Here is a 25,620-nt window from a genome sequence, read left to right on the forward strand (position 1 = left end):
TGAGGACCGATGTCGGACCTGGCTGAAGCCGCCAGCTCGCGGGCCGGGCGGATCCTGTATGCGGCGCTTGTCAGGGCCGCCCGCCCCGAGAAGGAACTGACGGTCTCCGAATACGCCGACGCCTTTCGCGTGGTCTCGGCGGAATCAGGTTCGCCCTGGGCCGGCGAGTGGAAGACGTCGCGGATGCCCCATCTGCGCGAGCCGATGGACTGCCTGCATCCCGACCACCCGGCCAAGGTCGTCACGCTGAAATGGGCGGCGCAGCTCGGCAAGACCGAGATCGGCGTCAACTGGTTCGCCTTCATCGTCGATCGGGCGGCCGGCCCGGTGCTGACGATGCTCCCCTCGCTCGACGAGGCGATCAAGTACAACCGCGTCAAGCTGCAGCCGACGATCGACGCCTCGCCCCGGCTCCGGCTGCGGATCAAGGCCGAGAACAGCCGCGACGAGGCCGCTTCGACGACGACGTTCAAGCGCTTCTCCGGCGGATTCAATCAGATCGTCACGGCCTCCTCGTCGAAGGGCCTGCAGATGATCTCGATCCGTTACCTGATTGCCGAGGAGATCACGAACTATCCGTTCGACACGGATGGCCGTGGCGATCCGCTGCAGCAGGCCTATGCCCGGCAGAAGGCCTATACCGGCAACCTGAAGCGCCTGCTCTCGAGCACGCCGGGCCATCGCGCGACCTGCCGGATCAGCGCGTCCTATGACGCGGGCGACCGGCGCCGGCGGTACGTGCCATGTCCGCATTGCGGCACCTTCCAGGTGCTGACGCTGGCTGCGCTGCAGCCGCCCTCCGAAAGCACCGCCTTCATGGCGAGCTTCAGCTGCCTGTCCTGCGGCTGCATCATGGAGGAGCACCACAAGGACGAGATGCTGAGCCGAGCCGAGTGGATCTCGACACGGCCCTTGCCCGTCGATGATCCGGAGGCCGCGCCTGTCGCGGTGCCGGACGTCATCCCGGACGGCGACATGGATCGCTACCGCTGCCCGCCGCTCGAAGGGCGCTGCCGCGAATACGAGCCGAGCTGGGCGCTCTGGACGGCCTATTCGCCGGCGGAAACCTGGCAGTCGCTCTGGCTGACCTGGGAGGAGGCCAAGGCCTCGCCCGTCACGCTCAAGACCTGGACGCAGCAGACGCTGGGCGAGGCTTGGGAGGATGGTGCTGCCGAAGTCGAATACGAGCGGCTGCACGGCGCGCTGGAGGACATCACCTCCGGCCTCGCCACGATCGAGCACCCGGTCTGGGTCGGCTTCATCGACTGCCAGGGCGATCGCCTCGTCTGGGCCATCTGGGCTTATGGGCCGATGACACAGGGCGTGCTGATGGCGCGTGGCGTCATCCCCCACGCACCGGAAACACCGGAGGCAGTGGCTGGCATCGACGAGCTGCTCTCGCGCAGCTGGCCGGCCAACACCGGCGGCGTCGTCGAGGTCGCCCGTTGGGGTATCGACTCGTCTAACTGGTCGAACTGGGTGCGCGCCGTCGCCTCCGGCCGCGGCCATCGTCTCTGGGCGATGGAGGGCGCCGAGAAGAAAACCGCGCCGATCCTGGGCACCCCGAAACGGCTTGCGATCAAGGACAAGTTCGGGCGCACGCTCTCGAAGGCCCTGGTCTATCCGACCGGCGTCTTCGACCTGAAGCACACGGTCTATCGCGGCCTGCGCCAGTTCGTGGCCGGCCCCCTCGAAAGCGGGGCTTATCTGCCCGGCACATTGCGGCTGCCGCGGGACCTGGTCGACGAGGCCTATTGCCGCGAATTGACCGCCGAGGTCTGCATCGACCCGTCGCAGGAAGCCAAGGGCAACGCCCGGCGCAAGCTGCATGAGAAGCCCGGCGACAACCGCATCTGGGTCAAGCGTGCCGGCTGGGCCAACGAGGCTCTCGACATCGCCGTCGGCTGCCGGGCGCTCGCCTTCTCATTGGGCGTCGACACGATGGGCCCGGCCGGCTGGGCCAAGTGGCGCGAGCGCCTCGCGCCGCCAGAGGGCATGACCGACCTATTCGATGCGCTGCCGGCCGGGCAGGCCAAGCCGGCGCTGAAGCCCAACACCATGTTCGCGCGGCTTGCCGCCCTCAACAACCAGGACTGATGGAGCCGCCCCGTGCCGACTGATGAAGAGATCCTCGCCAATCTGGAGGCGGAGCGGGACCGCGTCCTGCTCGGCGAACGGGCCTCGTCCGTCACCGTCACGCCGACGAGCCACAAGACCGACTTCGTTGCCCCCGACATGAAGCGGCTCGATGCGCGGATCGAGGACCTGAAGGCCAAGACCGAAGGTCGCCCTCGGCGCGGCGCGATCGGCTTCGTGTTCTGATGCACCGCCCCGCTTTGGTCGCGGCAGACGGGGTTACGCCTCTGTTCGGCTCGGCCGCCGCCTCCGCCCAGCCGATGCACCGCGGCGCGGAGACCCGTTCGCAGGCGCTGTCGAATTGGAACCCGCCCGGCCTGTCGGCGGACAAGGCGGTGCTGCGCGAGCGGCGCCTGATCGCCAACCGCGCCGAGGACCTCGCACGCAACAACCCGATCGCGATCGCGGCGATCACGCGTCTGGTCGACATGATCGTCGGCGCCGGCCTGCGCTTCTCCTCGAAGCCCAGCGCCTCGGCGCTCGGCATCACGCGCGAACAGGCTCTCGATCTCGGCAAGCAGATCGAGCGCGAGCTCGCCCGCCATGCAAACGATCCGCGCAAGCGCTGGGATGCGCAGCGCAAGGTCAGCGCCAACGGCCTGTATCGACTGATGGCGCGCAGCTTCGTGAAGCTGGACGAGGCCTGTGTCGTCGCCACCTGGCGCGAAGGCCAGGGGCCATACGAGACCGCCTTCCTCGCTGTCGATCCCGAGCGGCTCGGCAATCCAACCTGGAAGTCCGATTCGGACACGCTGCGCGGTGGCGTCGAGATCGACGGCTATGGCGCGCCTGTCGCCTACCACATCCGCAACCGCCATCCGGGCGACGGTTTCGGCAGCGGCGTGAACTGGGAGCGCGTGCCGCGTGAGACGGCCTGGGGCCGCCCCGTCTTCTGCCACGTCTTCGAGCCAGAGCGCGAAGACCAGAACCGGCCGATCTCGCCCTTCGCCGCGCTGATGCCGATCCTGCGGATGAAGGGCACGCTCTCCGAGCTCGAGCTGGCCGCCGCCGCGGTCAACGCGATGTACGCGACCTACATCAAGTCCAACATGCCCTTTGCCGAGGTTGCGGCGTCGATGGAGCCCGAGGCGTTCAACAACGCCACGAACTCCTATGCGGACAAGCGGCTCGACTTCTATGAAGCCGCGCCGGTCAAGATCGGAGGCGTCCGCGTGCCGATCCTGCCGGTCGGCGACGAGATCTCGATGGCCGGCCAAGGCCGCGAGCGCGCCGGCATGGGCGAGTTCGACGACATCTTCAACGACCAGATCGCGGCACGCATGGGCATGTCGCGCCAGCAGGTCCTGATGAACTTCGCGAAGCTGAACTATTCCAGCTCGCGCACCGTGCTGAACGAGACCTGGCGCATGGTTCGCCGGAAGGTCGCGTCCTTCGTCGAGCAGGGGCCGATCCCGATGGCGCTGTGCGTCGTCGAGGAAGCGATCGACAAGGGCTACATCCGCATGCCGTCCGGTTGCCGCCCGCTCTGGGACGAGCCTGCGGGCTGGATGTCCGGTCGCTGGATCGGACCCGGCCGCGGCTGGGTCGATCCGGTTAAGGAAGCCGAGTCCGCCTCGCTGCGCATGGAGACGATGGTCTCGACGCTCGAGATGGAGTGCGCCGAACAGGGCCTCGATTATGAGGAGGTCCTCGACCAGATCGAGCGCGAGGAGGCCGAGATCACGGCGCGCGGTCTCACCCGGGCCACCGTGATCAGCCGTATCGCCGCACGCTCCGCCCAGGCCGACCCGGCCGAGGAGACGACCGCACCATGACACTGCTGCTGCCGCGCATCGCGGCCGAACTCGTCAACACGCCGTTGGCGATCGACGGCGCGCGCGCCGACGTCATGCTGCGCGCGCTTGGCCCACGTGTCTTTGGCGCGCCTGTTCACGTCGCATCGGCGCATGCCCCCGATCCTCACGCCGGCGTCCTGCCGCAGCGGCTCGATCGTGGCCTCGCATCGGCCGGCCGCTCGGCCTTTCCCGTGATCGACGGCGTTGCCGTGATCGAGGTCGAAGGCACGCTGGTCAACAAGGGCTCGTGGATCGGCATGGATTGCGGGGAGACCTCCTATGAGGGACTGCGCACCCAGATCGAACGGGCGCGCCGAGAGTCCTCGGTCCGGGCCGCAGTCTTCGAGGTCGATTCGCCCGGCGGCCAGGTTGCCGGCGTCTTCGAGACCGCCGCCGCGATGGCGCGCCTCTCGGCCGAGAAGCCGACGATGGCGATCCTCACCTCTAACGCGTGCTCGGCCGCCTATCTGCTCGCCAGCCAGGCGCGGCGCATCGTGATGCCGGAGTTCGGCTATGCCGGCTCGATCGGCGCCGTCGTGATGCATGTCGACTTCTCGGCCGCCCTGACCGAGGCCGGCGTCAAGGTCACCATGATCCAGTCGGGCGCGCACAAGACGGAAGGCAACCCCTTCGAGCCCTTGTCGGTCGAGGTGGTCGATCGGATCCGCGCCGAGCTCGACCAGGTCCGTACTCGCTTTGCCGAAGTCGTCGGCAGCGGCCGGGGCAAGGCCCTGACCGCGCAGGCCGCGCTCGCCACCGAAGCGCAGGTCTACTCCGGCCGAGAGGCCATCACCCTCGGGCTGGCCGACGCAGTCGGCGATCCGCACGAGGCCTTTGCCGCCTTCCGCGCGGAAATCAGCCGCCTCTGAGCGGCTTCAACCTTGGAGCACAGCACCATGTCGAACCTCGCCACCATGGCTCGCGAAGCCGCGGCCACGACCGCCCCTGCCGCCATCACCGAGACCGCGCCGCCGCCCGCCGCCGCTGCCGCTCCTGTCGCTTCCGCCCCCGTGGCGACGACGCCGACCGTCGACGTGACGGCCGTCCGCGCCGAGGCCCGGGCCGAAGAGCGCGCCCGCATCCAGGCGATCGTCGGCCATGCCGAAGCCCAGGGGCGCACCGCACTCGCCCATCAGCTCGCCTTCGGCACCGATCTCGCGCCGGAGGCCGCCGCCGGCCTGCTGACCGCCGCGCCGAAGGCCGACGCCGCTCCCGCCCGCACCCTCACGGGCGCCACGGTTCCGGCCCCGGCCATCGCGCCGCAGGCCGGTGCCACCGACAAGGCCGATGCCTCGGCCCGCCTCGCCGCCGCCGTCAAGGCGCTCGGTCCCAAGGCCTGACGCCCCAGGCCTGATCCGGCCGCCCTCATCGCCGCCTTTCCTTCAGCCCTCTCCAGGAGAGATCTCATGTTCACCCCCACCAGCCAGGAGCGGGCGAAGACCTTCTCCGATGTCGTCAAGCATGTGAACGACTCGAACTTCTCACTCGACGCCTTCACCGTCGCCTCCGGATCCGGCATCCTCGAGGTCGGCACCGTCATGGGGCAGGCCACGCTCGGTTCCGCTACCTCCGCCGTAAAGGCCTCGGGCGCCAACACCGGCAACGCCACCATGTCGGCCGTCACCGTGCTCGATGGCGCGGTGAGCGGCATCTACACCGTGCGCATGCTGACGGCGACGACCTTCCGGGTCGAGAAGCCCAACGGCGACGTCATCGGCGACGGTGCTACCGGCACGGCCTTTGCCGACGATATCGGCTTCACCATGACGGCCGGCGGCACGCCGATGGTCGCCGGCGACGGCTTCGACGTGACCGTCGCGCCGGGCAGCCTGAAGTGGAAGCCGCATGATCCCGCGGCGGTCGACGGCTCCCAGGTCGCCGCCGGCGTGCTCGGCGAGGCGGCCGATGCCACCAGTGCGGACGTCGTCGCGCTCGGCGTGAAATGGGGCGCGATCGTCGTCCTCGAGGAGCTGACCTTCAAGTCCGGCATCTCGGCGCCGAACCGCGCCGCGGCGATCGCATCGCTCGGCGCGCCCTCGCGCATGATCCTCGCTCGCGGCACCTGACCGGCACGCCGCGCGCCTCCATCCGACGCCCCGTCAACTCGCCCGCCATGTGCGGGCTCTCACTCCTGGAGTCCCGTCATGGAATTCGTCTTCCCGTTCGATTCCGTCACCCTGACCAATCAGGTCAACCTCATCCCGTCCGACTACGGGATGCTGAACGCGCTCAACCTCTTCCCGAGCGAGCCGATCTCGACCACGGTCGTCGGCATCCACCGCGTCGGCAACCAGATCCGCGTCCTGCCCGCAAAGCCCCGCGGCGTGCGTGGCGCGGAGCCGGCTTCGGACAAGGAAAACATCTTCTACCTGGAGGTGCCGCACTTCCCGATCGCCGACAACCTTGGCCCGGCCGACCTGCAGAACAAGGCGGCGATCGTGGATGGGCGCGCCGTGCCGATGACGGTCGAGATGGCGACCGCGAAAAAGCTGATGAAGCTGCGTCGGCATCACGCCGTCACCCGCGAGTACCTGAAGTTCGCGGCGCTGAAGGGCCTGGTGAAGGACGGTGACGGCAACACCATCGTGAACCTCTACACCTTCTTCGGCATTACCAAGGTCACCGTCGACCTGGCGCTCGGCACGGCCGGTACCGAGATCTTCGACAAGCTCGAGGAGATCCGGACCTCGGTGCTGAAGGGTGTTCAGGGCGATACGGTCAGCCGTGTCGAAGTCGTCATCGGCTCGACGCTGCTGAACCGGCTGCTGAAGCATCCGAAGTTCGAGAAGTACTGGCTCAACACCCCCTCGGCGCAGGAGCTGGTCAAGCTCGAGCGGCACCGTCTCGGCCAGGACTTCGGCCGCATCATCGACACCGGCACGGTGCTGCTGCGCGAGTCGGTCGGCCAGGTGCCGGTCAAGGTGAACGACGTCCTGACCAACGAGTCGCTGATGGCGCCGACGTTGGGCGTCGCCTACCCGGCCGGCACGACCGAGATGTTCACGACCTTCGATGCGCCGCCGCACCACATCGATGCGGTGAACGAGCCGGGCATGGAGATCTTCATCTCGGAGAAGGTGCTCGACCACGGCGAAGGCGTCGAGATGAAGAGCCAGTCCAACCCGCTGCCGATCGTCAAGCGCCCCGAGGCGCTGGTCGAGATCATCAGCTCCAACTGAGCGCACGCGCGTGACGGCTTTTCAGGACGCGGTGTCGCGCTCCCGCGCCGCCGTCACGCGCGCCTATGCTGTCCCGTGGCGGATCTTGCCGCGGGTGAAGATCGGGCAGGAGCGCCCGGTCCCGGACACGAGCCGCCAAGCCTTCGAGGTGAAGGGGCATCTCTTCGCCCCGGACAAGGTCGATGGACGCGTCGCCGAGCTCAACGCCTTCGAGACCGGCCGTTCGCCCGGCATTCTCGGCGAGGACCAGGCGCTGACGGTCTGGGAAAACCCGACCGGAGGCGTCATCCGGCAGCATGACATCGTCGAGGAGGTCGTCGAGGCTCCGGCGGCCCCGCGTCGGTACCGGGTGTCCAACCCGCCGGGCGGCGACGCGACAGGGCATGTCCGGCTCGATCTGCAGGACCTCTCGCGAAAGCCTGTCGAATGAGCCTCGCCGTCATGGCCGTCCGCCTGGCCGTAACCGCTGCGCTGGCGCCCTATGTCGCGCCCGCGGACCTTGCCGAGGCGACCTGGCCGACGCTCGCCCGGGAACGCGTCTTCGACTCGCGTTTCGATCTCCTCGACGGCAGGGGCGGCGAGCGCACGCCGCTGATCGTCTTTGCGGTCGAGGCGGTCGAGGGCAATGCCTTCTCGGCCCAGGATGGCGCCGGCGCCGCAAACCGCGGTTTCGATGCCGTCGCGCGGTTGGTGCTGTCTGCCCAGGTCACGTCGCGGCAGACTTTCGAGACCGAGACGGGCGAGGAGTTCGACGCCGAGGCGGCCGACCTGCTCGATCAGGAACTGGCCGACATGCTGGCGGTCCTGCAGGAGCAGGCCTGGGCCACGCTCCTGGCCGACCCGCTGTTTCGGAAGGTGACCAAGCGCGTCACTAAACTCGACGCCGAACCCTATCCGGCCTCCGAAACCGGCGAGAAACTCGCCGTGCTGGCGAATTCCTATTTCGTCGAGCCGCTAAGCGACGGCGAGAAAGCGCTCGGGCTCGTGCGGGATAGCCTTCCCCTCGCCTCGCCGGTGCGCGCGCGGGCCCTTGTCGCCCTCGGGCACATGCAGGCCACGCGCGACAAGCTCGCCGCCAATGTGCTGGCCCGCTCCGGCCAGGGATCCCTGCCCGATTTCGGCGTCACCGCCACCGTCCAGGGAACCGCCGCGGTCGCGCCGACGGCCCCTGCGCCATCCGACCCCGATTTCACCATCACGCTCGATCCGGAGGACCCGCTTCCATGAGCCCCACCGCCACTCTCGTCGATGTCCGCCCTCAAGCCGGCCGCCGCGTCCGCGACCAGGAGGGCTCCCTCCTGCCGGAGACCCACATCCTGCGCGGCGTGCCCCGCTCGGCTTACTGGCTGCGCCTCGAGCGAGATGGCGACGTGACGCTCGCAGCGCATGAGCCGGAGGCCGAGCCGGCGGTCGAGACTGCCGTCGAGCTGCCGGCGCTGCCGACCGCCGACGGCAAGAAGAAGGGCTGACCGCCCGCTCCCGATCGCCCCTCAACCGCAGAGGCCTGACCCATGACCATTTTCTTCGACCAGATCCCCGGCTCGCTGCGGCTGCCGGGCTACCGGAACGAGTTCGCGCTCGGGACGCCGCCCTTCTCGCAGTCGATGCAGGTCCTGATCGTCGGGCCTGTCGCCGCCGGCTCGACCGTCACGACCGGTGTGTCGCAGCGCCCGAGTGATGATATCGAGGCCGCCTATGGTGCCGGCTCGCTGCTCGGCACGATGCTGAACTATGCGAAGCTGACCCGGCCCTTCCTCGACTATCGCGTCCTGCCGCTGCCGGAGTCGGCCACCAAGGCCACCGACGTCTACACGGTCAACACCGTGCCGCCGGTCGGCACCTGGCCGTTCTGGGTGCTGGGCAACGCCCGCCGGCGCCAGATCACCGTCGTCGCCGGCGACACGGTCACCACTGTCGCGGCCAAGATCGCCGCCGCGATCAACAGCCGCGTGACGCTGGCGGGGGACTCGAAGTCCCTCGTCGACATCGTCTCGGCCACCTCGGCGCTCGGCGTGGTCACGGTCACCGCCCGCAACGGCGGCACCATGCTGAACGCGACCAAGTGGATCTCGTTCAAGAGCCGCGGCGAGGTCTCCCCGCTGGGCAGCCACATCACCAACGTCTTCACGGCCGGCTCCGGCGCGCCCGATCTGGCGGCAGCGCTCGCCGGCGTCGGCACGGGCTACTATGCCTGGGTGATCTCGGCCTATCGCGACGCCACCTCGCTGGCGGCGATCGACGCATGGCTGGAGGCCCAGTGGGGCCCCTTCGCCATGCGCTATGGCTGGGCGGTGGGCGCCGTCGTCGGCTCGCAGGGCACGCTGGCCGCGCTGGGCGACGCGATGAACGATCGCAAGCGTGTGCTCGCCGGCCTGCGCAATTCGTCCGAGCCGGAGCCGATCATCGCCGCCTGCTTCGGCGCCGAACTGGCCCATGTCTTCGACTTCGGTCGCTCGATCACCGAGGTCCAGATCTTCGCGCGGGGTCTGACCGGGCGCACGATGACGCATCTGACCGGCCCGTGGGAGGAGGACGACGTTTTCTCCGACGAGCAGCGCAACCTGCTCTATTTCGACGGTATCTCGCCGCAGGTTCCTGCAGAAGGCGCGGTCCAGATGGAGCGCGTCATCACCACCTTCCAACGCCGCTCCTCGACCGGCCTCGAGGACATCTCCTATCTCGACATCAACGGCCCCTGCATCGATGCCTGGGTCGTGCAGTACCAGCGCCACTATGTCTGGAATGCCCACCAGAACGACAGCCTGGTCGGCGACCAGGAGGACTTCGCCGACGGCCAGACCCGACCCAAGGATGCCCGAAAGACCTTCGTCTCGGCCTATACCGAGGTAAACCGGCGCGGAAAGATCGTCCAGGACATCCCGAGCTACGAGCAGGCCCTCAAGGTCGAGCTGTCGGGCGACCCGGTGCGGCTGAATGTCGAGCAGAAGATCTTCCGCGCCAACCCGCTCTACATCCTTGCGACCAAGAGCATCGTCGGCGAGCTCGCCCCCGGCGCCCAGACCTGATCGCGGCCACGACCTTCGGCGCCCGGCTGCGGGCGCCACCATCCTCTGACATCGGGAGTGTTCCACCATGGCCGGCAAGGACTATGGCGTCGTCATCATCACCGTGCGCTCCGGCCCGCTCGCCGGCCGCACGCTGCAGGCCATGGGCGAGATCAAGCTCAAGCCGTCCGGCTACAAGATCGGCGGGGAGGTCTCGGTCGACCACCAGGCGCATAACCGCTCCTTCGAGCCTTCTCCCGTCGTCGCCATGTGCGATTTCGACCGCGGCGAGATCGACTGGGATCAGCTCGCCCGGGCCCGCTTCGACATGACCTGGGAGGAGGAACACGCCGGCCTCGTCCACTACATGACGCAGGCTGCGATCGTCGGCGAGCAGTCCGACAGCTTCAAGGACGGCAAGGCAACCGGCCTTGAGGTCCAGTGCACCAAGCCGAACTACCGCAAGAGGGCCGTCTGATGTGGACGCTGGCGCTGGACAAGCAGCGCGAGTGGCCGGCGGGGACGTTCGTCACCTCGATCGATTTCCGCGACCCGACGCTGCGCGACATGCGGGCGCTTCCGGAAATCGAGACGGCGCGCTACCTCAAGGACGGCTCCGCCAGCTACGGCATCGACTGGGATGCCGTGGATTCCTGGCTCCGCCGCCTGCTCAAGGACGAGATCAAGCTCGGCCTGATCGACCAGCTCTCCCCGGCCGAGGCCGAACGCGCCAAGGTTACCCTGCTCGGTTTTTTCGGCACGGCGGAGGTCGAGAAGCCCAGGAGCGCGCCTCCGACGACCTCCGCTTCGGAGCCTTCCTCCGCACAGACCCGGATCGACTGAGCGTGACCGATCTGATGCGGCTGCATATCCGGTGGCTGGCCTGGCGCGCCGGCCAGGGCTACGGAGCCTGATCCATGGCGATCGTGAACGAAGCCCGTGCCGTCCTGACGGCCGAGGACCGCGCTTCGGCCGTTCTGGCCATGGTCGCGCGGAACTTCGACAGGCTCAATCGGGCTGCCGATCGGCTCGATGCCAACGGGGCCGGGGCGCGCCGCCAGCAGGTGACCCAGCAGGCGATGTCGCGGACGGCTGTCATTACGGAGCGCATGGGTGCCGTGGCGGCGAGAGCGGCCGGTCCGCTGGCGGCGGTGATGGGCGTCTACGGAGCAGCTCGTTTCGTCAATTCCGCCAATCGCGAGTTCGCCCAGAACGAACGCGCGATGACGCGCATCGCCGTCACGGCCGATGCCTCGGCTGAAGTGCAGAAAGCGTCGTGGTCGGAGTTGCAGAAGCTGGCCTTCGAAACCGCCCAGCCCGTCGACAAGGTGAGGGAAGGCCTCGAATCGCTGGTCGCTGCTGGTCGGTCCCTACCGGAGGCGATGGCTTTCCTGCCTTCGGTGGCTCGCACGGCGCAGGCGAGCGGCGCGACGACTGCCGATATCGCCAGAAGCGCGGACGCGGTCGGCTCCGCGTTCAAGATTGCAGGGGCGGATATGCAGTCCGCGTTCGACATCATGGCGACGGGCGGCAAACTCGGCCAGTTCGAGCTGAAGGATATGGCGCGCTATCTGCCCTCGCTCGCTCCGGCGGCGGCGGCGATCGGCATGGAAGGTAAGAAGGGCCTGACCGAGCTCGTCGCCATGCTCCAGGTCCTCCGCAAAGGATCGGGCACCGCCGAAGAGGCGGCCGGCTCGATGAACAACATCCTGCAGAAGATGTCGTCCGAGGAGACGGCGAAGAAGTACAAGAAGCTCGGCGTCGATCTCGAAGGCATGTTCAAGAAGGGCAAGGCCACAGGTCAGGACATGGTCTCGGTCTTCATGGAAGCGACGCAGCTCGCAACCAAGGGGGATCTCGGAAAACTGCCTCAGCTGATCGGAGACATGGAGTTCGCGCGCGGTGTCCGCGCGCTCATGATGTTCCGTGGCGAATTCGACAAGATGAAGCAGACGATCAGCGCCACCTCGGCCGGCGCCGTGGCGGGCGACCTGAATCGTGTCCTGTCCACCAGTCAGGCAACGATGGACCGGATGAAGATCTCGTCCGATCGTTTGACCACCGCCGTCGGCGAGCGGCTGACCCCCGCATTCCAGGGCCTCGCCAATGTCGCGACTGCGGCGATGAACGCCGTCAGCGGCGCGCTTGAGCCCAAGAAGTCGGACAAGGAATTGGCGGCCGGCATCGGCGCGCCTGAGCAGCTGACCCCGGCAGAGCAATCGGTCCGCAATGCCGAGCGTGTCAAGAAGATGCTCAAGGATGCCCGGGACCGTGGCTCTGAGCTTTACAGCATGCGCGATGGTGGCTTCGGGGTCGGCACCTCGCGCTTTTCGCCGAATCGCGCCGCAATCCTTCGCAACAAATCTAAGCTGACGAAGGCCGAGCGACAGGAGCTGGACGGCATCAACCGTCAAGAGCAGAAACTGCGCGAGGCGCGCGACGCTGCCGATCGGCGGAATGAGCGGCCTGACTTCACGCGCTTCCGGGCCGATGAGGCAGCGTTCGCCGACAGCTATAAGAAGGAGGGCCGTAGCGGCCCGCTCTATGGAGCGATGGATGCTGCCAACCGCGAGACGCAGCGCCGGCGCGACGCGGAGTCGAGTATCAAGATCGATGATCTGCTGGCAGGCCAGGGCGAGGCGGGCACGGCGTTTCGCGCCGCCTATGACGCCTATGTGCGCAGTGAGCGTGCGCGAGTGCTGGCGCGTCGGGACGCGCCGAGCATGGATGACGGCACGCCGCTGCCGAAGACCTATGACCCGACATTGGGCCGCCAGGCCGACGAGGCGCGCACGCAGATGGTGCGGGCGGCTCAGGAGCTTCTGGCGCGGAGCGGGCAGATGCCGACCCAGGCTCAGATCGAGAGCCTCTATGGGCAGCTCGCCGAGGCCGCGAAGAACCTGAGCGAGAAAGCTGCCGTCGTGCCGGGGGTCGACCCGCAGAAAGTGCCGGGCCAGGCCGAGTCGATGCAGAAGGCGCTTGAAAGCGCCAACATCACCGCCAAGGCGGACATCAGCACGACCTCGGACATCCGGGTCAAGGTCGAGGCCGAGCCCGGCTGGTTCGCGCGGCTGGTCTCGCAGGTCACGAAGACGACGACCACCGACACCCGCGGCATCTCGCTGCCGGGCAAGGAAACGCGCAGCGGCGGCGGAGGGGGGATGGCGCCCTAGACTACTTCTCGGCGAGGAGGCCGGGCACGTTCTGGCCTCCGGGTCCATAAAGGCTCCAACCCAGCAGACAGCCGACCTTCCCGCCGGCAAGCTTGAAGCCCTTCTCATGCTCGGCATAGCGGGTGCGCAAAAGGGCCTTCGTCTTGGCCTCGTCGAAGTCGATCTTGAAGTGCTGAATCATGAAGCCGATCATCAGCTCGTTCGCCTTGTAGTCCGGGCAGTTGTTGGCGATGACCATCACCTGCGCGAAGTGGTTGGTCGCGTTTTGCTGCTGCTGGCTCAGTGACTGGGCAAAGGCGGGTGCCGATACGGCGCAGGCGGCGGCGATTAGGCAGTTGCGAAGGGTCTTCATCTTTCGCGCTCCGGTTGAGCGCTCAGAATAGCGGGCCGGATGGGGCTGTCTATTCCGGCCGGGCCTTCCGCAGTCGAACGCCCGGTCCTTCGCCGTTTTCGGCCACGAAGATCACGCCGGCGTCTTCGAGAGCGCGACGGATGGCTTCGATCGTCTGGTGGCTACCCGTCAGCACCTCGTCGCCAGGTTCCAGCCTCTTGATCGTCGGCAGTGAGACGCCGGCTCGTGAAGCTAGGTCCAGTTGGCTCCATCCGAGCAATGCACGAGCGGCGCGCATTTGGGATCGAGTGCTGATGCTCATGGCATTAAAACCGATGCTAAAGGTATTGACGAACCATATGGCTCAGATATGATGCCAAAAGCATCACATCTTGCCAAGGGAAATCCGATGCCCATCGACCGCAAGTTCGATATCGCTGACGTTAGCAAGCTCACGCTCCGTGAAGCGCTGGCGCTTCACGAAGGCCTGTCGTCATTGATCGACGTGGCAACGGCGTTGCTCGGCCAGCCTCGGTTCAACGGCGAGATGGTGCTCAACCCCGCCGGCGAAGTGATCGACCGGCTGTGCGACCAGATGCATTTGCTCTGCGAAGAGGCGATGGCGACCATTGCCGCGGCCGAGTCGACGGACCACTGGGAGCGCATTTTCCGCGCCGAGCTGCTGCTGCGGCGTGCCGTTTCCGAGATCGAGGATCCTCCGGAGCTTGAGAGGATCCTCGCCTCGCTGGCCGCATGGCCGCGGGCCGCGGCCTGACCACAAGAGCTTCGCCCTGGCAGGGCGATGATGAGCGCGAGATTTCCGAGCTTCGACGGCTCCGGTCTCGCGAAAGCGAACCCGTCGCGTTCTCCGGGCCTGCCAGGGCCGGAGCCGTTGAAGACCTCAGGAGAAAAAAATGCAGGACTTGATACCTCACACGTTCGTATTTGAGCAGAGCGCCGTACGTGCGGTCTTCTGCGACGACGAGCCGTGGTTCGTCGGCAAGGACGTCTGCGCGGCGCTCGGCCACTCGAATCACAACGTCGCCCTCGAGCGCTTGGACGAGGACGAGAAGGGGGTAAGCAATGTTTACCCCCTTTCGAAGTCGGCCGTCGGCGGCGGTGCTCAGGAGATGGTCATCATTTCGGAGGCCGGGGTCTATCAACTGGTCTTCACTTCCCGCACCGCCAAGGCAAAGGCCTTCAAGCGCTGGCTTGCCCATGAGGTGCTGCCGACCTTGCGCCGGACGGGCCGCTTCATCATCGGGGCCGATGCTCCTGATATGCCGGTCAGCGCCGATGGGCGCCTGTGGGGCATCGGCGTCGCCAAGATCAACGCCGCCGCACGCATGATCTCGGTCGCCAGCCGCATCTACGGCCCGGAAGCCGCGCGCAGGCTCTATGAGATGGCACCCGAGCTGCCGGACCTGACCGGCCTCGCGATCGGGTCACTCGCCGGCACGGCGAAGGATGATCCGGAAGGCTGCCTGCGCTTCCTGCTCTCGCTGCAGGCGCGCTCGGGGCTCTCGATCGGCGACGTGCTGCAGAACAGCCTTCACGACAAGGTTTCGGCCCGCGCGCTGGTCGAGTTCGGCCTGCTGGTCTCGCCGGATGGCTACGACCACTTCGTCGCGATCGCCAACGCCCATCCCTGGCTGCTGCGCAGCTTCCTCGAAACCCAGTGGCAGGGCGACTGGCGTCTGGCGCTGGCCCGTCTGCCCGGCGCCAAGCCGGCGCCGGGCAATTATCGGTTCGGCAAAGGTTACTCGAAGGCCGTGCTCATCCCGCGGGACGTCATTCTCGACGCGCGCTCGCCCAACAGGATTCGCCACTGATGGCCACCCCCGGCGGCTTCCTGCGTCCGGCCTCATTCCGCGGCGTGCCCTTCTATGCGCGCCGCGACACGCGGCCTTTCCCGCGCTCGCTGCAGATCGACGAGTATCCGGCCTCCGACCGCTGGAGTGTGATCGATCTCGGCCGCAAGGCGGTGACCTATCGCGTCGACGCCTATGTCGCCGACGAGGGCAATGTCGAGGCGCGGATGCGCGCGCTGGAAGCGGCGCTCGAGGCGCCCGGCGCCGGTCTGCTGATCCTGCCGCAGCGCCGGCCGGTTATGGCCTGGGCCCGCGCGCCGGAATCGAGCTGGGAGGCCGACAAGCTCGGCTATTTCACCTTCCGCGTCGAATTCGTCGAGGACGGGCCGGCCGCCGGCACGGGTCTCAGCCTCGGCCTGGCCGAGCGCCTGATCGTCGATGCGCTCGGCACGGTCGCGAGCCTCGCCACGGCCGCCGGCGTTCGGCTCGACAGCGTCGCGGCGGATCTGCGCGGGCCAGGGCTTTACGAGGCCGCCGCCTTTACCCGGGAAGGCGCCGCCCGGCTCGTCGCCCTCAAGGCTGATGCGCTGGCGATCACGGCCGAGACCGAGGTCGTCGAGGCCGTGCAGACGGCGGCGGGCTGGTCCGGGCAGGCGGCGATCGCCGAGGCGCTCTCGGTTGCCGGCGACGCCGGCCTGACGGCGCTCGAGGACCGGGCGGCCACATGAGCGCGCCCCGTTCGACCTCGCGCATCCTCGAGGCCCGCGGCCGCGAGCAGGCGGCGGTCTTCGCCCGGCTTCTGGCGGCGCTCGCCTTCGCCCGCGGTGTCCTGCGCCTCGACTTCGCCACGCGCCAGCAGGCGCAGCAGGCCCGCGCCCGGCTCGTGGCGGTGATGGAGCCGCTGCTCGACCGCGCTGCGACCGAGACCGAGCTTCTGACGGTCGTCGTCGGCGCCTATGGGCAGGCTCTCGCCGCGATCGACGCCGAGATCCTGTCGCTGAAGCCGCTTGCCCGGGTGGTTACCGGTCAGAGTCAGCCCGCCTGCCTGCTCGCCTGGCAGCTCTACGGCGACACCACGCGCGCCGCCGAGCTGGTGCGCCTCAACAATGCGCGCTGCCCTGAATTCATGCCGGTCGAGATCCTGGCTCCGCTGCCGGATGACGCGGCATGATCGGCAAGGAAACCAGGCGCGAGGATCTGATCCTCGAGATCGGCGGCGTACCGCATCCTGGCCTGCTCTCGATCGAGTACAGCTTCGACGGCAAGGGCGCGCTGCTCAAGGTCGTCGCCGGCGTGCACGAGCAGAAGGGCGCACTGACGAAGAAGGGAAGCGAGGCCGTGCTGAAGGCTTTGCTGCCGGGCGGCGGGGCCGAGACGATCGTCACGGGCCGGGTTCGGCGAAGCTATGGCGACGAGGCCAAGCCTGCGCTCCGGCGCTTCCTGCAGATCGAAAGCAAGGCCTGTGATGCGGTAGAGTGCGCGGCTGACGGTCGCAAGCATGGCTACAACCTGAAAAAGCAGAAGCTCGGCGCCGCGGCCGACACGCTGTTCAAGCCCTACGGCATCAAGGTCAAGGTCGAGGCCGACAGCCGCGAGATGGACATCGCATGGGCGCCGGGCGAGCGCGCTTTCGACGTCGTCGAAGAACGTGCCCGCAAGGCCGGTCTGCTGATGACCGGCGCTGCCGACGGCGGTGTTGTGCTCTACAAGGGCACGCGCGGCCGGCACCCCGGGTCCTTCGTCGTCGGCGACGATCGCGGCGACGCCAACGCTACCACCCTGCAGTTCGAGGACAGCGAGATCGGCCAGTTCTCGCAGACCCACTATTACGGGCAGCGCTACAAGGGCGGGAAGGGCAAGGACGAGACGGATGGCTATGCCATCGTCGAGAACGAGGCCATCCGCCGGTTGCGGATCGACATCCGTCGAATGGAACACGATGGCGACGATGCCGACCTGAAGCAGCGTTCCGAATGGGACGACCGCCGCGGCGCCGGCGGCGATGCTGGAAACGGGACCCAGATCGTGCTGGCGACCCCGGAATGGCGCGACCCCGACGGCAAGCTCTGGTCGGCCGCCTTCGTTCGCTATGTCGTCGCCGGGGACTTCGAACTCGAGCAGGACATGGCGATCAAGAGCGGGCAGCTCTCATGGTCGAAAGAGCACCAGATCGCCCGCCTGACGATGGTCGATCCGCGCAGCCTCGGCGGCAAGGATGCCAAGGGCAAATCGGGCGACGCTTGGAAAGTGTCGACCAAGAAAGCGAAGTACGAGGAGCTGTCGTGAGCCTGGTCCGCTTCCGCGTCATCAGCGTCGACGACAGCGGCCCGATCCAGAAGGTCACTGGCCGCGGCGAAGGCGGCGAACGGCTGGAAAACCTGATGCGCCCGCAGCCGGATGGGCTGACGACGGTGCCAGAGCCCGGCTCGCTCGGTTGGGCACAGTTCGCCGGCTCACGCGAGCGCGGCCTGGTGGCGGGCCTGGAAAATCCCGACAAGCGGCCGGGCGGCCAGCCGAACGGCAGCAAGGTCCTGTATGGACCCGACGGTCAGAAGCTTTCTCTGAAGCCGGGTGGCGGCGTCACGTTCGAAGGCGGCAACGGCCAGAGCTTCGGCATGAACGCCAATGGCGACGTGGTGCTGAAGCCGAAGGCGATCGACGGCACGGTTTATCTCGGCGGCGACCCGGTTGATGGCGGCGTGTTCGCACGCGTCATGACTGAAAGCGGTGCCTCGCCCTTCGTCTACGCAAGGGTTTCCTGATGACGCGCCTTCTCGTCGACGCGCTGGTGCCGCAGGGTGCCGGCCCCGATATCCTGTGGAACGGCGAAAGTGGCGACATGGCGCTCGCTCCGCTCACCGACCCGGGAAACCCGGCCGGCCTCGTCGCGCGCAATCCGCTACTGACGGCGCTGGTGATGAGCCTCGAAAGCGATGCCCGGGGCCCGCGCGACCCGCTCGACCCGTCTGTTTACGACCAGCGCGGCTGGCCCGGCGACGGGTTCGATGTCGACACAGCACGAGGCGAGGCACCGCTGGGCTCGACCACCTGGGTCGCGTTCCGCCACCCCACCGACGACGAGAATGCCCAGCGCGTGGTCGAGGCCGCCCAGGTCGCGCTCAAGCCGCTGCAGGATCAGGGCGTGATCGGCGACGTGACAGTCGAGGCCGAGGCGGACCCGGCCGAGACCCGGATCCGCCGCAGCATCACGATCGCCCGGCCCGACGGCTCGATTCTCTATTCCGGTCCGTTCTCGGGGCTCTGGGAAGCCCTCGGCGCCGGCCTCTCGGGCGCCGGCGCCTGACCCTCGAAAGCGTGAACCCGACATGGCCCTGACCATCCCGACGCTCGAGGCGACCTCGCGCTGGCTGCGCGGCGTCGTCGCCACTGCGCTGTCCGGCGCGCGCGCCGACATCTGGCCGAACAACTGGACCGTCTTCGTCAAGGTGATGGCGATGGCCGCTTCGCAGGGCAACCTCCGCGCGGAGTGGATCTATAAGCAGGTCTTCGTCACCACCGCCGAAGACGACATGCTCGATCTTCATGGCTACGAGATCGGGCTCGGCCGCAAGCCGGCCACGGCCGCAACGGGCATGGCGATTTTCGCTGCGGCCGACGGGTCGATTGTCCCGGCCGGCAGCGTCATCGATGCCGGCGGCCGCGCCTTCACGGTGCGTGCCGCCGCCACGGCCGCCGGTAACAGCGTCACGGTACAGATCGACGCGACGGAAACAGGGCCGCGCGGCAATCTGCCGGCCGAGGCCACCGTGCGCCTGCGCGATTCCGTGGCCGGTGTCGCCCAGGACGGCGAGATCGGCCCACTCGGCCTCTCCGGTGGCGTCGAGAAAGAGATCGACTCGGCCTATCGCAAGCGGCTGATTTTCCGGAAGCGCAACAAACCTCGTGGCGGTGCCAAGGCGGACTATCAGGTCTGGGTCGGCGAGGTCGCCGGTTTCGCTACCGCAGCCGTCTTCGCCGCGACGCCTGAGGTCGGCACCGTCACGGTCTATCCTCTGCTCGAGGGGAGCGGCGCCGATCGCATCCCGTCACCCGCGGACGTCCTTCGCTGCGCCGAGCATCTCGAGACGCGGCGCCCTCTGACGGCAACGGTCATGGTCGTCCAGGCGACCGAGAAGTCGATCCCGGTCACAATCTCGCAGCTCGAGACGGACAGCTCCGCAACCCGGGCCGAGATCTCGGCCGAGATGCTCGACATGTTCGACGAGCGGGCCTTCGTCTCCGCCGGGGCTGAGACCTTCCCGACCTCGTGGCTGTCAGAGGCGGCGTCCCGGGCGCTTGGCGAAAGTCGACATAGGCTCGTGGTGCCCGATCCCGACACCGACACGGCGCTCGCGCTGGGCGAGTTCCCCGTGTTCGGCGGGTTGACCGTCACATGAGCCGCACCTTCGCGGTGGTGCCAGGCCAGCTGCCGGTTCGCGTGGCCAATGCCGCCCCGCTCGACAACGGCCCGGGGCTCGGCGCGCCGCCTGCGACCACTGATCGCCTCACGGGCGTGACGGCGGACGATCTCTGGCTGCCATCACTGCGGCTCTTTCCGCGCGGCCGGGCCTGGCCGGACGAGAAGCCCGCAGGGCTCGGCGCTTTCGTCTGGCACGCCCTGCCGCGCCTCGTCGCGGAAACCATGGCGCAGATTCACGACTGGCTGAACCGGGCCCGTTATGGCGCCTTCGTGACGCAGTGTCGGCCCGAGCTGGTCGAGGATCACGAGCGCGAGCACGGCCTGCCCGACGGCTGCCTCGCCGCCGTCACAGGTCTGCCGGAGCGCCGTGCGCTGGTCCTGGATGCGCGCACGCCCATGGAGACGGCCAACCGCATCGAGATCGAGGCCGTGCTGCAGCGCACCGGCTATCAGGTCACGATTCAGGAGCCGCTCGGCTTCGAATGCGGCCTGTCGGATTGCGGCGGGCCTGACGGTTTTGGCTCGGCCGGACTACCGCACATCTTCCTGTTCGCCGGCGAGGGCCTCGCGCTCGACTGGGTCGCCGGGGCTGAGAGCGGCTTCGACCAGCTCGGTTTCGGCCAGCTCAACGACACCGGCCTGACCTGCCTGATCGAACGCATCCGCCCGGCGCACACGCTGGGCATCCTCGACCCGGAGACGCTGTGAGATGAAACGCTGGGAACCGATCGCCTATCCCGGGCCGGATAACGGCTTTGGCGCGGCCACGCACCGCAACTTCGACCAGGGCACCGGCGCGCGAGGTTCCTGGCTTGATGCCGCGGGCTACCAGAACATCATGGACGAGCTTTGCGCTCTGGCTGAGGCCGGCGGCCAGGTCCTCGATGGCGCGAAGGCCAACCAGATCGCGCTCGCGGTCCAGTCTGGCAAATCCACATTTGCAATCGCCACCGGCACCGCCAACGCCTGGACCGTGGCCCCATCCCTTGCTGTGCCGGCCTATGCGCTCGGCCGTGTGCTCTGGATCAAGGCCCCGGCGACGAACACCTCGACGACGGTCAATGTGAACGTTTCGACCCTGGGCAGCCGCCGCCTAAAGCAGCGCGACGGCACAGATCCGGCCATCGGCGATCTCATCATCAACAACTGGTATCCGACGATCGATGACGGGACGAACATCGTCGTCCTGACCCCGCTGCGGTCGGAGATGGTCAACACGTTCAGGGGTATCCCGATCTCGGCGATCTCAGCGTTTGGCATCGGCTCTGTGACCTCAGGAATCGTCACGACACCTGGCGGGTACACCACGGTCGCAAACGACCTCGGCTCGGACGGATCATTCAGCGGCGGCGGTATCCTCACGCTGACTTCGGGCGGGGTCTGGATTTCGACCTGCACAATTGAGACCGATGACCCAAACGCCAGCCTCCTGTGGCTGCGTCTGGGCCAGAACGGCGGCAACCCAATCGCATGGACGCAGGATAACAGTACAACGGGCGCCAAGCGGGTTTCGGTGACTCACATCGGGTCGTTCTCGCCAGGGGATACGCTGCAGCCGCTCTTTTACATCGTCAGCGGTTCGGCTTCTTACACTTACCCGAAATGGCTTTTCGCCGCTGCGAAGCTGAGGTGATCCGATGACCGCGCGAAACTTCAAGTGCCCCCCCGAGCAAGCGGCCGAGGTCTGGCAGGGCCTGGGCTGGGATCAGGACACGCCTGTCGTGCATGTTGGCGATGAACTTGTTGGCCCGGCTAACCTGATCGATGCGGCTGAGGTGTTTCTGGCGACCCCGGCCGCCGAGCGTCGCAAGCCGGGTCTGATCGCCTATGCCCGCGACAAGCGCTGGCGGGCCGAGGTCGGCGGGACGCTGGCGGCCGGCATCCCGATCGCGACCGACGACCGGAGCAAACTCATGATCATCGGGGCGGGTGTCGCGGCGGCTGCGGACCCAAACTGGTCGACCGTCTGGCAAGGCACCGATGGCGCGGCCTATCCGGTCAATGCGGCGGCTATGCTCGCGATCAGAGACGCGGTCCAGGCGCACACGAATCGGACGTTCACAGTGCTGGCTGGCGTGCTGTCTGGCATCGATGCAGGCACGATCACGACGCGCGCCGAGGTCGAAGCAGCCTTCGCCTGATCGTTGATCTTTTCTTCTGATCGGTCACCTAGCTCCAAACCTCATTTCTCGCGAGGCACGTCATGTCCACCACCTCAGACCCGATCGCGGCGAGCATCTCGACATAGAGGCGCGCACCGCCATCCTGTTGAAGACGAAAACCGACCGGCACTCCGAGCGCGCACTCGTTACACGGCAGCGGGGTCAGCTTCTCTTTGTCTCCCGGGCTGCCCGGGCTGCGTCCATCAGTTGGCGAGCCAGTGTCTTTCCTTCGACCTGACGAACCTCATAGCCCTCACGGGATAACTGCCGGCGGATATCGCCGATCGACGTGCACTCGCCTATGCGAGCGATTTCGAAGGCGCGCTCAAGAGGCGATTTGCCTGGTATCATCGATCTGAACGCCCGTCACGGCGGCCGGCGCCGCGCGTCAACGGACAACGATTTCGGGATCTCGGCAACCGAAATTCGCCGCCCGCGGATCGGGGGTGCTCGCGGCTCAAGGCCATCCGCGGGCGGCGAGGTAGCCCGCCGGAGCCATCTCCGGCACGTCGATCGTGCCCCGCTCAGTTTAACGCCTGGTAAGTAGCTGCGCGCCTCACTCTTCAAACGCATGGTGACGGCATGCTGCTCGTCGAGCCTGCAATCAGCCAAACATCAGCGCTATGGCGATCGCGAAGATGCCGAACGCGATGCCGGTCACTGTCATCCACATTAGCGTGTTTAGGGACGGCTGCACGACGACTGGTCCGCTCTTCGCCAGAGGACGATGTCTGGCTCGAATGGATACGGTGGTCCGAACCATCGGTTCACGTCTCGACGGCGAATTCCTGATCAGGAGCTGGTTACAGGCCAGATGGGTCTTCGGCCTTCGACTTCGCCAGGCGCTCGCGTCGTTTCAACTCGCGCTCGATCGCAGCGCGGATCAGATCGGCGCGCTTTTCGCGGGGGGCCAGGACTGCATCCATGCGGGCCATCGTGCCCTCGGGCAGGCGAGCGGGCATGGATTCGTGATTGATCTGGGGTCGCGCCATAGATGCATGATCCCGATATCAGGTATCGAAGCCGATAACTGCAGTTTATGATATCACTTTCATGAGTTAGGTGAGATCATCTATTCCATCCGGACACGAGCCGGAGGATTGATCCGTGACCTCACGAACGTTCGCCGATGCCGCCGCCAGCTACATGGCGCTGGGCGGAGAGGGCAAATATCTGCCGCGGATCCTCGCCCGGATCGGCGACAAGCCGGTCACGGAGGTCACGGCCGGCGAGATCCGGTTTCTCGCCCTCGAGATCTTCCCGACCGCGAAGAACTCGACCCGCAACCGCCATGCGATCACGCCCTGCCGCGCCGTGATGAACCACGCGCACGAGCTCGGGTGGTGCAACTGGCTCCGGATCCGCTCGCTGCGCAACGCGCCTCCCAGGCGCTACGCCCCGCCGGACCAGGACTGGCTCGCGACCTTCGTCGAGTTTTGTGACCGTAACCGCCTGCTGAAGCTGGCGGCTCTGGTTTTGTTCATGAACCACACCGGCGCCCGGGTGTCGGAAGCGATCGGGCTGCGCGGCGAGCATGTCGACCTCGAAGCGCGCAGCGCCATCCTGGTCAGGACGAAGACCGACCGTCACTCCGAGCGCGCACTCTCGGCCGAGCTGGTCAGGCGGATCCGCATGATCGGCCTCATCCCGGGCGAGCGCGTCTTTGGCCAGCGCTGCCGGCACAACGTGAACGATCGCCTGCGCTGCGTCTCCCGACGGGCTGGGCTCGAATACAAATCCAGTCACGCCGTCGGCCGAGCGGCCTTTGCGACGAATGCCCTCAACATGGGCCTTGGCATCAGGACCGCGATGGACGCCGGCGGCTGGCGGACCGCGCGGATCTTCCTCGAGGTCTATGTCCACACCGCCGCGGCCGGGAAGGCCGTGGCCAACCGCATCGACCAGACCTTCCCGCCACCTCGACGGGACTGGCTCCTGGCTGACGCTGCCTGATCCAGCCGCCTCCGGGCGGCTTTCTCTTGCCCGGAGCACCATCATGAACACTCGCGAGGTCCAGGCCGCGCTGCTTTCGCTCGGCTATGCGATTGTCGTCGACGGCGACGCCGGGCCGAAGACGCGCACGGCCCTTCAGGCATTCCAGCGTGGCTGCGGGCTGGCAGCCGACGGTGTTGTTGGGCCGCTGACGATCAAGGCCCTGCAGGCGGCGACCGCTGAGAAGGCCGAGCCGCGTGTGGACGATCCGACGCCAGCGGCAGCGCCGGCGATGCCCGGTTTTGCTCAGCCTCGAGCCTCCCGCTGGATCGACGAGATCATCATCCACTGCACAGCGACGCCGGAGGGCCGCGACGTCTCGGTCGAAACCATCCGGGGCTGGCATATCGGCCAGGGCTGGAAGGACATCGGCTATCACTGGGTCGTCATGCTCGATGGCAGCGTGAAGCCTGGGCGCCCTGAAGCGCAGGTCGGATCGCACGTTGCAAACCACAACAGCGGCACGCTGGGCGTCGTCTATGTCGGCGGCGTCGCCGCCGACGGCAAGACGCCCAAGGATACCCGCACGCCGGCCCAGAAGGCCGCGCTGCTGGCTCATGTGCGGGCGCTGATCGCGCGCTATCCGACCGTCCGCAAGGTCACCGGCCACAACCAGTACGCCGCCAAGGCCTGCCCGTCATTCGACGTGCGCAGGGATGAACTGGGCAGGCTGGTCTGAACCGAACCGGGCGGTTTCCCGGAATTTTCAGGAGAACACCATGACCAAAATGCGCGCGAAGCTTCGCGTCGGTTCCGTCATCCCGCACGGCGCCAACCACGAACTGGTGACCTTCCATGGCGTTGCCAAGAGCGACGGCTACCCTGCTGACGGCGCCGACGAGAACAACACCTTCGCCAAGTTTTCGCCTTCGGCCAAGTTCGACATCACGATCGCCAACCCGGCGCTGCTCGGCGCGTTCGAGGCCGGCGACACTTTCTACGTCGATTTCACGCCCGCGCCGAAATGATGCGCATCGGCGATCGCGCCGCAGCCTGCCCGTCCTGCGGGTCGCTCGCCATCGTCGATGCGCCCCCGGTGAAAGGCCCGCGTCTGCGCTGCGAACGCTGCGGGCATGAGGGGCCTCAGCGGACCTTCCTGTCCTGGCATGGCGGTGCTGATCGCGGCGCTCGGCCGCCGATCGTCGGCAGCCGCGTGCTGCCGCTGATCCCCTCCGAATTCGATTGACTCGTCGCGGCCGGGCCCGCCGCTGACCTTCCGGAGATCCATCATGAACTTGAAACGCCTCGTTGCGGCGATCGCCGTCGCATGCGCTCTCGCCGTCTCGGCCTGCGTCCCGAAGGACGGTGCCGGGCCGGGTACATCGGCCGAGGGCTGGCGCCAGATCGCTGTCGGCGTCGGCACGGTTGTGGGCCCCACCAAGGCCGACGCAGGCGTCGCCAAGGTCTCGGCCCAGCTCGCCCGGTACTGCGGCGCGCTGCAGGCCGTAGCGGCCGGCGCCTCCATCTTCGCTCCCGAGAAGCAGCGCAACGCGGCGGCCGTCGCCGCGGCTGCCGTCACCACCGTCTGCTCGAGCCCACCGGCGGACGTCGCGGCCGCGCTGGTGCTGGCGGCCGACACCTATGCCGCAGTGAAGGCGGCGCAGGCGCGATAGGC

Annotated in this window: 33 protein-coding genes; 31 read left to right on the plus strand and 2 right to left on the minus strand. The window is 67.5% G+C overall.

What is annotated here, in order from left to right; translation table 11 throughout:
• The first annotated feature begins 9 nt into the window (after positions 1-9).
• The 14 genes from ACFPN9_RS07720 (at position 10) to ACFPN9_RS07785 (ending at position 13,289) form a co-directional block, all read left to right on the plus strand.
• Positions 10-2,097, plus strand: coding sequence for a terminase gpA endonuclease subunit (locus tag ACFPN9_RS07720; protein ID WP_377816237.1), 2,088 nt, complete (start codon positions 10-12; stop codon positions 2,095-2,097).
• Positions 2,098-2,109: 12 nt separating this feature from the next.
• On the plus strand, positions 2,110-2,322 hold the full coding sequence (locus ACFPN9_RS07725) for a hypothetical protein (protein WP_377816239.1): 213 nt from the start codon (positions 2,110-2,112) through the stop codon (positions 2,320-2,322).
• The gene (locus ACFPN9_RS07730) at positions 2,322-3,911 is read left to right on the plus strand and encodes a phage portal protein (protein ID WP_377816241.1); all 1,590 of its coding nucleotides are present in this window, start codon (positions 2,322-2,324) and stop codon (positions 3,909-3,911) included. Before ACFPN9_RS07725 ends, ACFPN9_RS07730 begins: the two co-directional genes overlap by 1 nt.
• The gene (locus ACFPN9_RS07735; protein ID WP_377816243.1) at positions 3,908-4,801 is read left to right on the plus strand and encodes a S49 family peptidase; all 894 of its coding nucleotides are present in this window, start codon (positions 3,908-3,910) and stop codon (positions 4,799-4,801) included. Before ACFPN9_RS07730 ends, ACFPN9_RS07735 begins: the two co-directional genes overlap by 4 nt.
• Positions 4,802-4,828: 27 nt before the next feature.
• Complete coding sequence (locus tag ACFPN9_RS07740) at positions 4,829-5,272, plus strand: hypothetical protein (RefSeq protein WP_377816245.1); 444 nt, start codon at positions 4,829-4,831, stop codon at positions 5,270-5,272.
• 66 nt (positions 5,273-5,338) lie between these two features.
• A complete protein-coding gene (locus tag ACFPN9_RS07745; protein WP_377816247.1) occupies positions 5,339-5,998 on the plus strand; it encodes a head decoration protein in 660 nt (219 codons plus the stop codon).
• Between the two features lie 78 nt (positions 5,999-6,076).
• Positions 6,077-7,111 (plus strand): major capsid protein, encoded by a 1,035-nt coding sequence (locus ACFPN9_RS07750; RefSeq protein WP_377816249.1) that lies wholly within the window; start codon positions 6,077-6,079, stop codon positions 7,109-7,111.
• A gap of 10 nt (positions 7,112-7,121) precedes the next feature.
• Entirely contained in the window at positions 7,122-7,541 is a 420-nt protein-coding gene (locus tag ACFPN9_RS07755; protein WP_377816251.1) for a hypothetical protein, read from the plus strand.
• Entirely contained in the window at positions 7,538-8,338 is an 801-nt protein-coding gene (locus ACFPN9_RS07760) for a hypothetical protein (RefSeq protein WP_377816253.1), read from the plus strand. Before ACFPN9_RS07755 ends, ACFPN9_RS07760 begins: the two co-directional genes overlap by 4 nt.
• On the plus strand, positions 8,335-8,580 hold the full coding sequence (locus tag ACFPN9_RS07765; protein WP_377816255.1) for a DUF2635 domain-containing protein: 246 nt from the start codon (positions 8,335-8,337) through the stop codon (positions 8,578-8,580). Before ACFPN9_RS07760 ends, ACFPN9_RS07765 begins: the two co-directional genes overlap by 4 nt.
• A 42-nt stretch (positions 8,581-8,622) precedes the next feature.
• Positions 8,623-10,137 carry a hypothetical protein gene (locus tag ACFPN9_RS07770; protein ID WP_377816257.1) on the plus strand — a complete coding sequence of 505 codons (1,515 nt, stop codon included), beginning with the start codon at positions 8,623-8,625 and terminating at the stop codon, positions 10,135-10,137.
• 67 nt (positions 10,138-10,204) lie between these two features.
• Positions 10,205-10,594, plus strand: a complete 390-nt coding sequence (locus ACFPN9_RS07775) for a phage tail tube protein (RefSeq protein ID WP_305678937.1) — start codon at positions 10,205-10,207, stop codon at positions 10,592-10,594.
• Positions 10,594-10,959: a hypothetical protein gene (locus tag ACFPN9_RS07780; RefSeq protein ID WP_377816260.1), complete on the plus strand. Its 366-nt coding sequence runs from the start codon at positions 10,594-10,596 to the stop codon at positions 10,957-10,959. The genes ACFPN9_RS07775 and ACFPN9_RS07780 overlap by 1 nt, the downstream gene beginning before the upstream one ends.
• 74 nt (positions 10,960-11,033) lie before the next feature.
• Entirely contained in the window at positions 11,034-13,289 is a 2,256-nt protein-coding gene (locus ACFPN9_RS07785) for a phage tail tape measure protein (RefSeq protein ID WP_377816262.1), read from the plus strand.
• Between the two features lies 1 nt (position 13,290).
• Here ACFPN9_RS07785 and ACFPN9_RS07790 read toward each other — a convergent pair whose 3' ends face one another.
• Both ACFPN9_RS07790 and ACFPN9_RS07795 read right to left on the minus strand, forming a co-directional pair.
• Positions 13,291-13,641 carry a hypothetical protein gene (locus ACFPN9_RS07790; RefSeq protein ID WP_377816264.1) on the minus strand — a complete coding sequence of 117 codons (351 nt, stop codon included), beginning with the start codon at positions 13,639-13,641 and terminating at the stop codon, positions 13,291-13,293.
• A gap of 49 nt (positions 13,642-13,690) precedes the next feature.
• A complete protein-coding gene (locus ACFPN9_RS07795; protein ID WP_377816266.1) occupies positions 13,691-13,942 on the minus strand; it encodes a helix-turn-helix domain-containing protein in 252 nt (83 codons plus the stop codon).
• An 87-nt stretch (positions 13,943-14,029) separates the two neighbouring features.
• Between ACFPN9_RS07795 and ACFPN9_RS07800 the strand changes: the two genes are divergently transcribed.
• The 17 genes from ACFPN9_RS07800 (at position 14,030) to ACFPN9_RS07880 (ending at position 25,618) form a co-directional block, all read left to right on the plus strand.
• Positions 14,030-14,395, plus strand: a complete 366-nt coding sequence (locus ACFPN9_RS07800; protein ID WP_377816268.1) for a hypothetical protein — start codon at positions 14,030-14,032, stop codon at positions 14,393-14,395.
• A gap of 139 nt (positions 14,396-14,534) precedes the next feature.
• Positions 14,535-15,452 carry a BRO-N domain-containing protein gene (locus tag ACFPN9_RS07805; protein ID WP_377816270.1) on the plus strand — a complete coding sequence of 306 codons (918 nt, stop codon included), beginning with the start codon at positions 14,535-14,537 and terminating at the stop codon, positions 15,450-15,452.
• Positions 15,452-16,159 carry a DNA circularization N-terminal domain-containing protein gene (locus tag ACFPN9_RS07810; protein WP_377816272.1) on the plus strand — a complete coding sequence of 236 codons (708 nt, stop codon included), beginning with the start codon at positions 15,452-15,454 and terminating at the stop codon, positions 16,157-16,159. Before ACFPN9_RS07805 ends, ACFPN9_RS07810 begins: the two co-directional genes overlap by 1 nt.
• On the plus strand, positions 16,156-16,602 hold the full coding sequence (locus tag ACFPN9_RS07815) for a hypothetical protein (RefSeq protein ID WP_377816274.1): 447 nt from the start codon (positions 16,156-16,158) through the stop codon (positions 16,600-16,602). Before ACFPN9_RS07810 ends, ACFPN9_RS07815 begins: the two co-directional genes overlap by 4 nt.
• Positions 16,599-17,717, plus strand: a complete 1,119-nt coding sequence (locus tag ACFPN9_RS07820) for a hypothetical protein (protein ID WP_377816276.1) — start codon at positions 16,599-16,601, stop codon at positions 17,715-17,717. The genes ACFPN9_RS07815 and ACFPN9_RS07820 overlap by 4 nt, the downstream gene beginning before the upstream one ends.
• The gene (locus ACFPN9_RS07825) at positions 17,714-18,193 is read left to right on the plus strand and encodes a phage baseplate assembly protein domain-containing protein (protein WP_377816279.1); all 480 of its coding nucleotides are present in this window, start codon (positions 17,714-17,716) and stop codon (positions 18,191-18,193) included. The genes ACFPN9_RS07820 and ACFPN9_RS07825 overlap by 4 nt, the downstream gene beginning before the upstream one ends.
• Positions 18,193-18,735: a phage GP46 family protein gene (locus ACFPN9_RS07830; protein ID WP_377816281.1), complete on the plus strand. Its 543-nt coding sequence runs from the start codon at positions 18,193-18,195 to the stop codon at positions 18,733-18,735. Before ACFPN9_RS07825 ends, ACFPN9_RS07830 begins: the two co-directional genes overlap by 1 nt.
• Before the next feature lie 22 nt (positions 18,736-18,757).
• Positions 18,758-19,828, plus strand: coding sequence for a baseplate J/gp47 family protein (locus ACFPN9_RS07835; protein ID WP_377816284.1), 1,071 nt, complete (start codon positions 18,758-18,760; stop codon positions 19,826-19,828).
• Positions 19,825-20,559 carry a hypothetical protein gene (locus ACFPN9_RS07840; protein WP_377816286.1) on the plus strand — a complete coding sequence of 245 codons (735 nt, stop codon included), beginning with the start codon at positions 19,825-19,827 and terminating at the stop codon, positions 20,557-20,559. The genes ACFPN9_RS07835 and ACFPN9_RS07840 overlap by 4 nt, the downstream gene beginning before the upstream one ends.
• Position 20,560: 1 nt before the next feature.
• A complete protein-coding gene (locus ACFPN9_RS07845) occupies positions 20,561-21,484 on the plus strand; it encodes a hypothetical protein (RefSeq protein ID WP_377816288.1) in 924 nt (307 codons plus the stop codon).
• A gap of 4 nt (positions 21,485-21,488) precedes the next feature.
• Positions 21,489-21,992, plus strand: coding sequence for a DUF4376 domain-containing protein (locus tag ACFPN9_RS07850; protein ID WP_377816290.1), 504 nt, complete (start codon positions 21,489-21,491; stop codon positions 21,990-21,992).
• Positions 21,993-22,636: 644 nt separating this feature from the next.
• On the plus strand, positions 22,637-23,056 hold the full coding sequence (locus ACFPN9_RS07855) for a hypothetical protein (protein ID WP_377816292.1): 420 nt from the start codon (positions 22,637-22,639) through the stop codon (positions 23,054-23,056).
• Between the two features lie 64 nt (positions 23,057-23,120).
• On the plus strand, positions 23,121-23,966 hold the full coding sequence (locus ACFPN9_RS07860; RefSeq protein ID WP_377816294.1) for a tyrosine-type recombinase/integrase: 846 nt from the start codon (positions 23,121-23,123) through the stop codon (positions 23,964-23,966).
• A gap of 43 nt (positions 23,967-24,009) precedes the next feature.
• Positions 24,010-24,684, plus strand: a complete 675-nt coding sequence (locus tag ACFPN9_RS07865) for a peptidoglycan-binding protein (protein ID WP_377816296.1) — start codon at positions 24,010-24,012, stop codon at positions 24,682-24,684.
• Positions 24,685-24,724: 40 nt separating this feature from the next.
• Positions 24,725-24,973: a hypothetical protein gene (locus tag ACFPN9_RS07870; protein WP_377816298.1), complete on the plus strand. Its 249-nt coding sequence runs from the start codon at positions 24,725-24,727 to the stop codon at positions 24,971-24,973.
• Positions 24,973-25,191 (plus strand): hypothetical protein, encoded by a 219-nt coding sequence (locus ACFPN9_RS07875; protein WP_377816300.1) that lies wholly within the window; start codon positions 24,973-24,975, stop codon positions 25,189-25,191. The genes ACFPN9_RS07870 and ACFPN9_RS07875 overlap by 1 nt, the downstream gene beginning before the upstream one ends.
• 43 nt (positions 25,192-25,234) lie before the next feature.
• Positions 25,235-25,618, plus strand: a complete 384-nt coding sequence (locus ACFPN9_RS07880) for a hypothetical protein (protein WP_377816302.1) — start codon at positions 25,235-25,237, stop codon at positions 25,616-25,618.
• The last annotated feature ends 2 nt before the right edge of the window (positions 25,619-25,620 follow it).

The organism is Allobosea massiliensis, from assembly GCF_042655245.1.
In the GTDB taxonomy this organism is placed as follows: Bacteria; Pseudomonadota; Alphaproteobacteria; order Rhizobiales; family Beijerinckiaceae; genus Allobosea; species Allobosea massiliensis.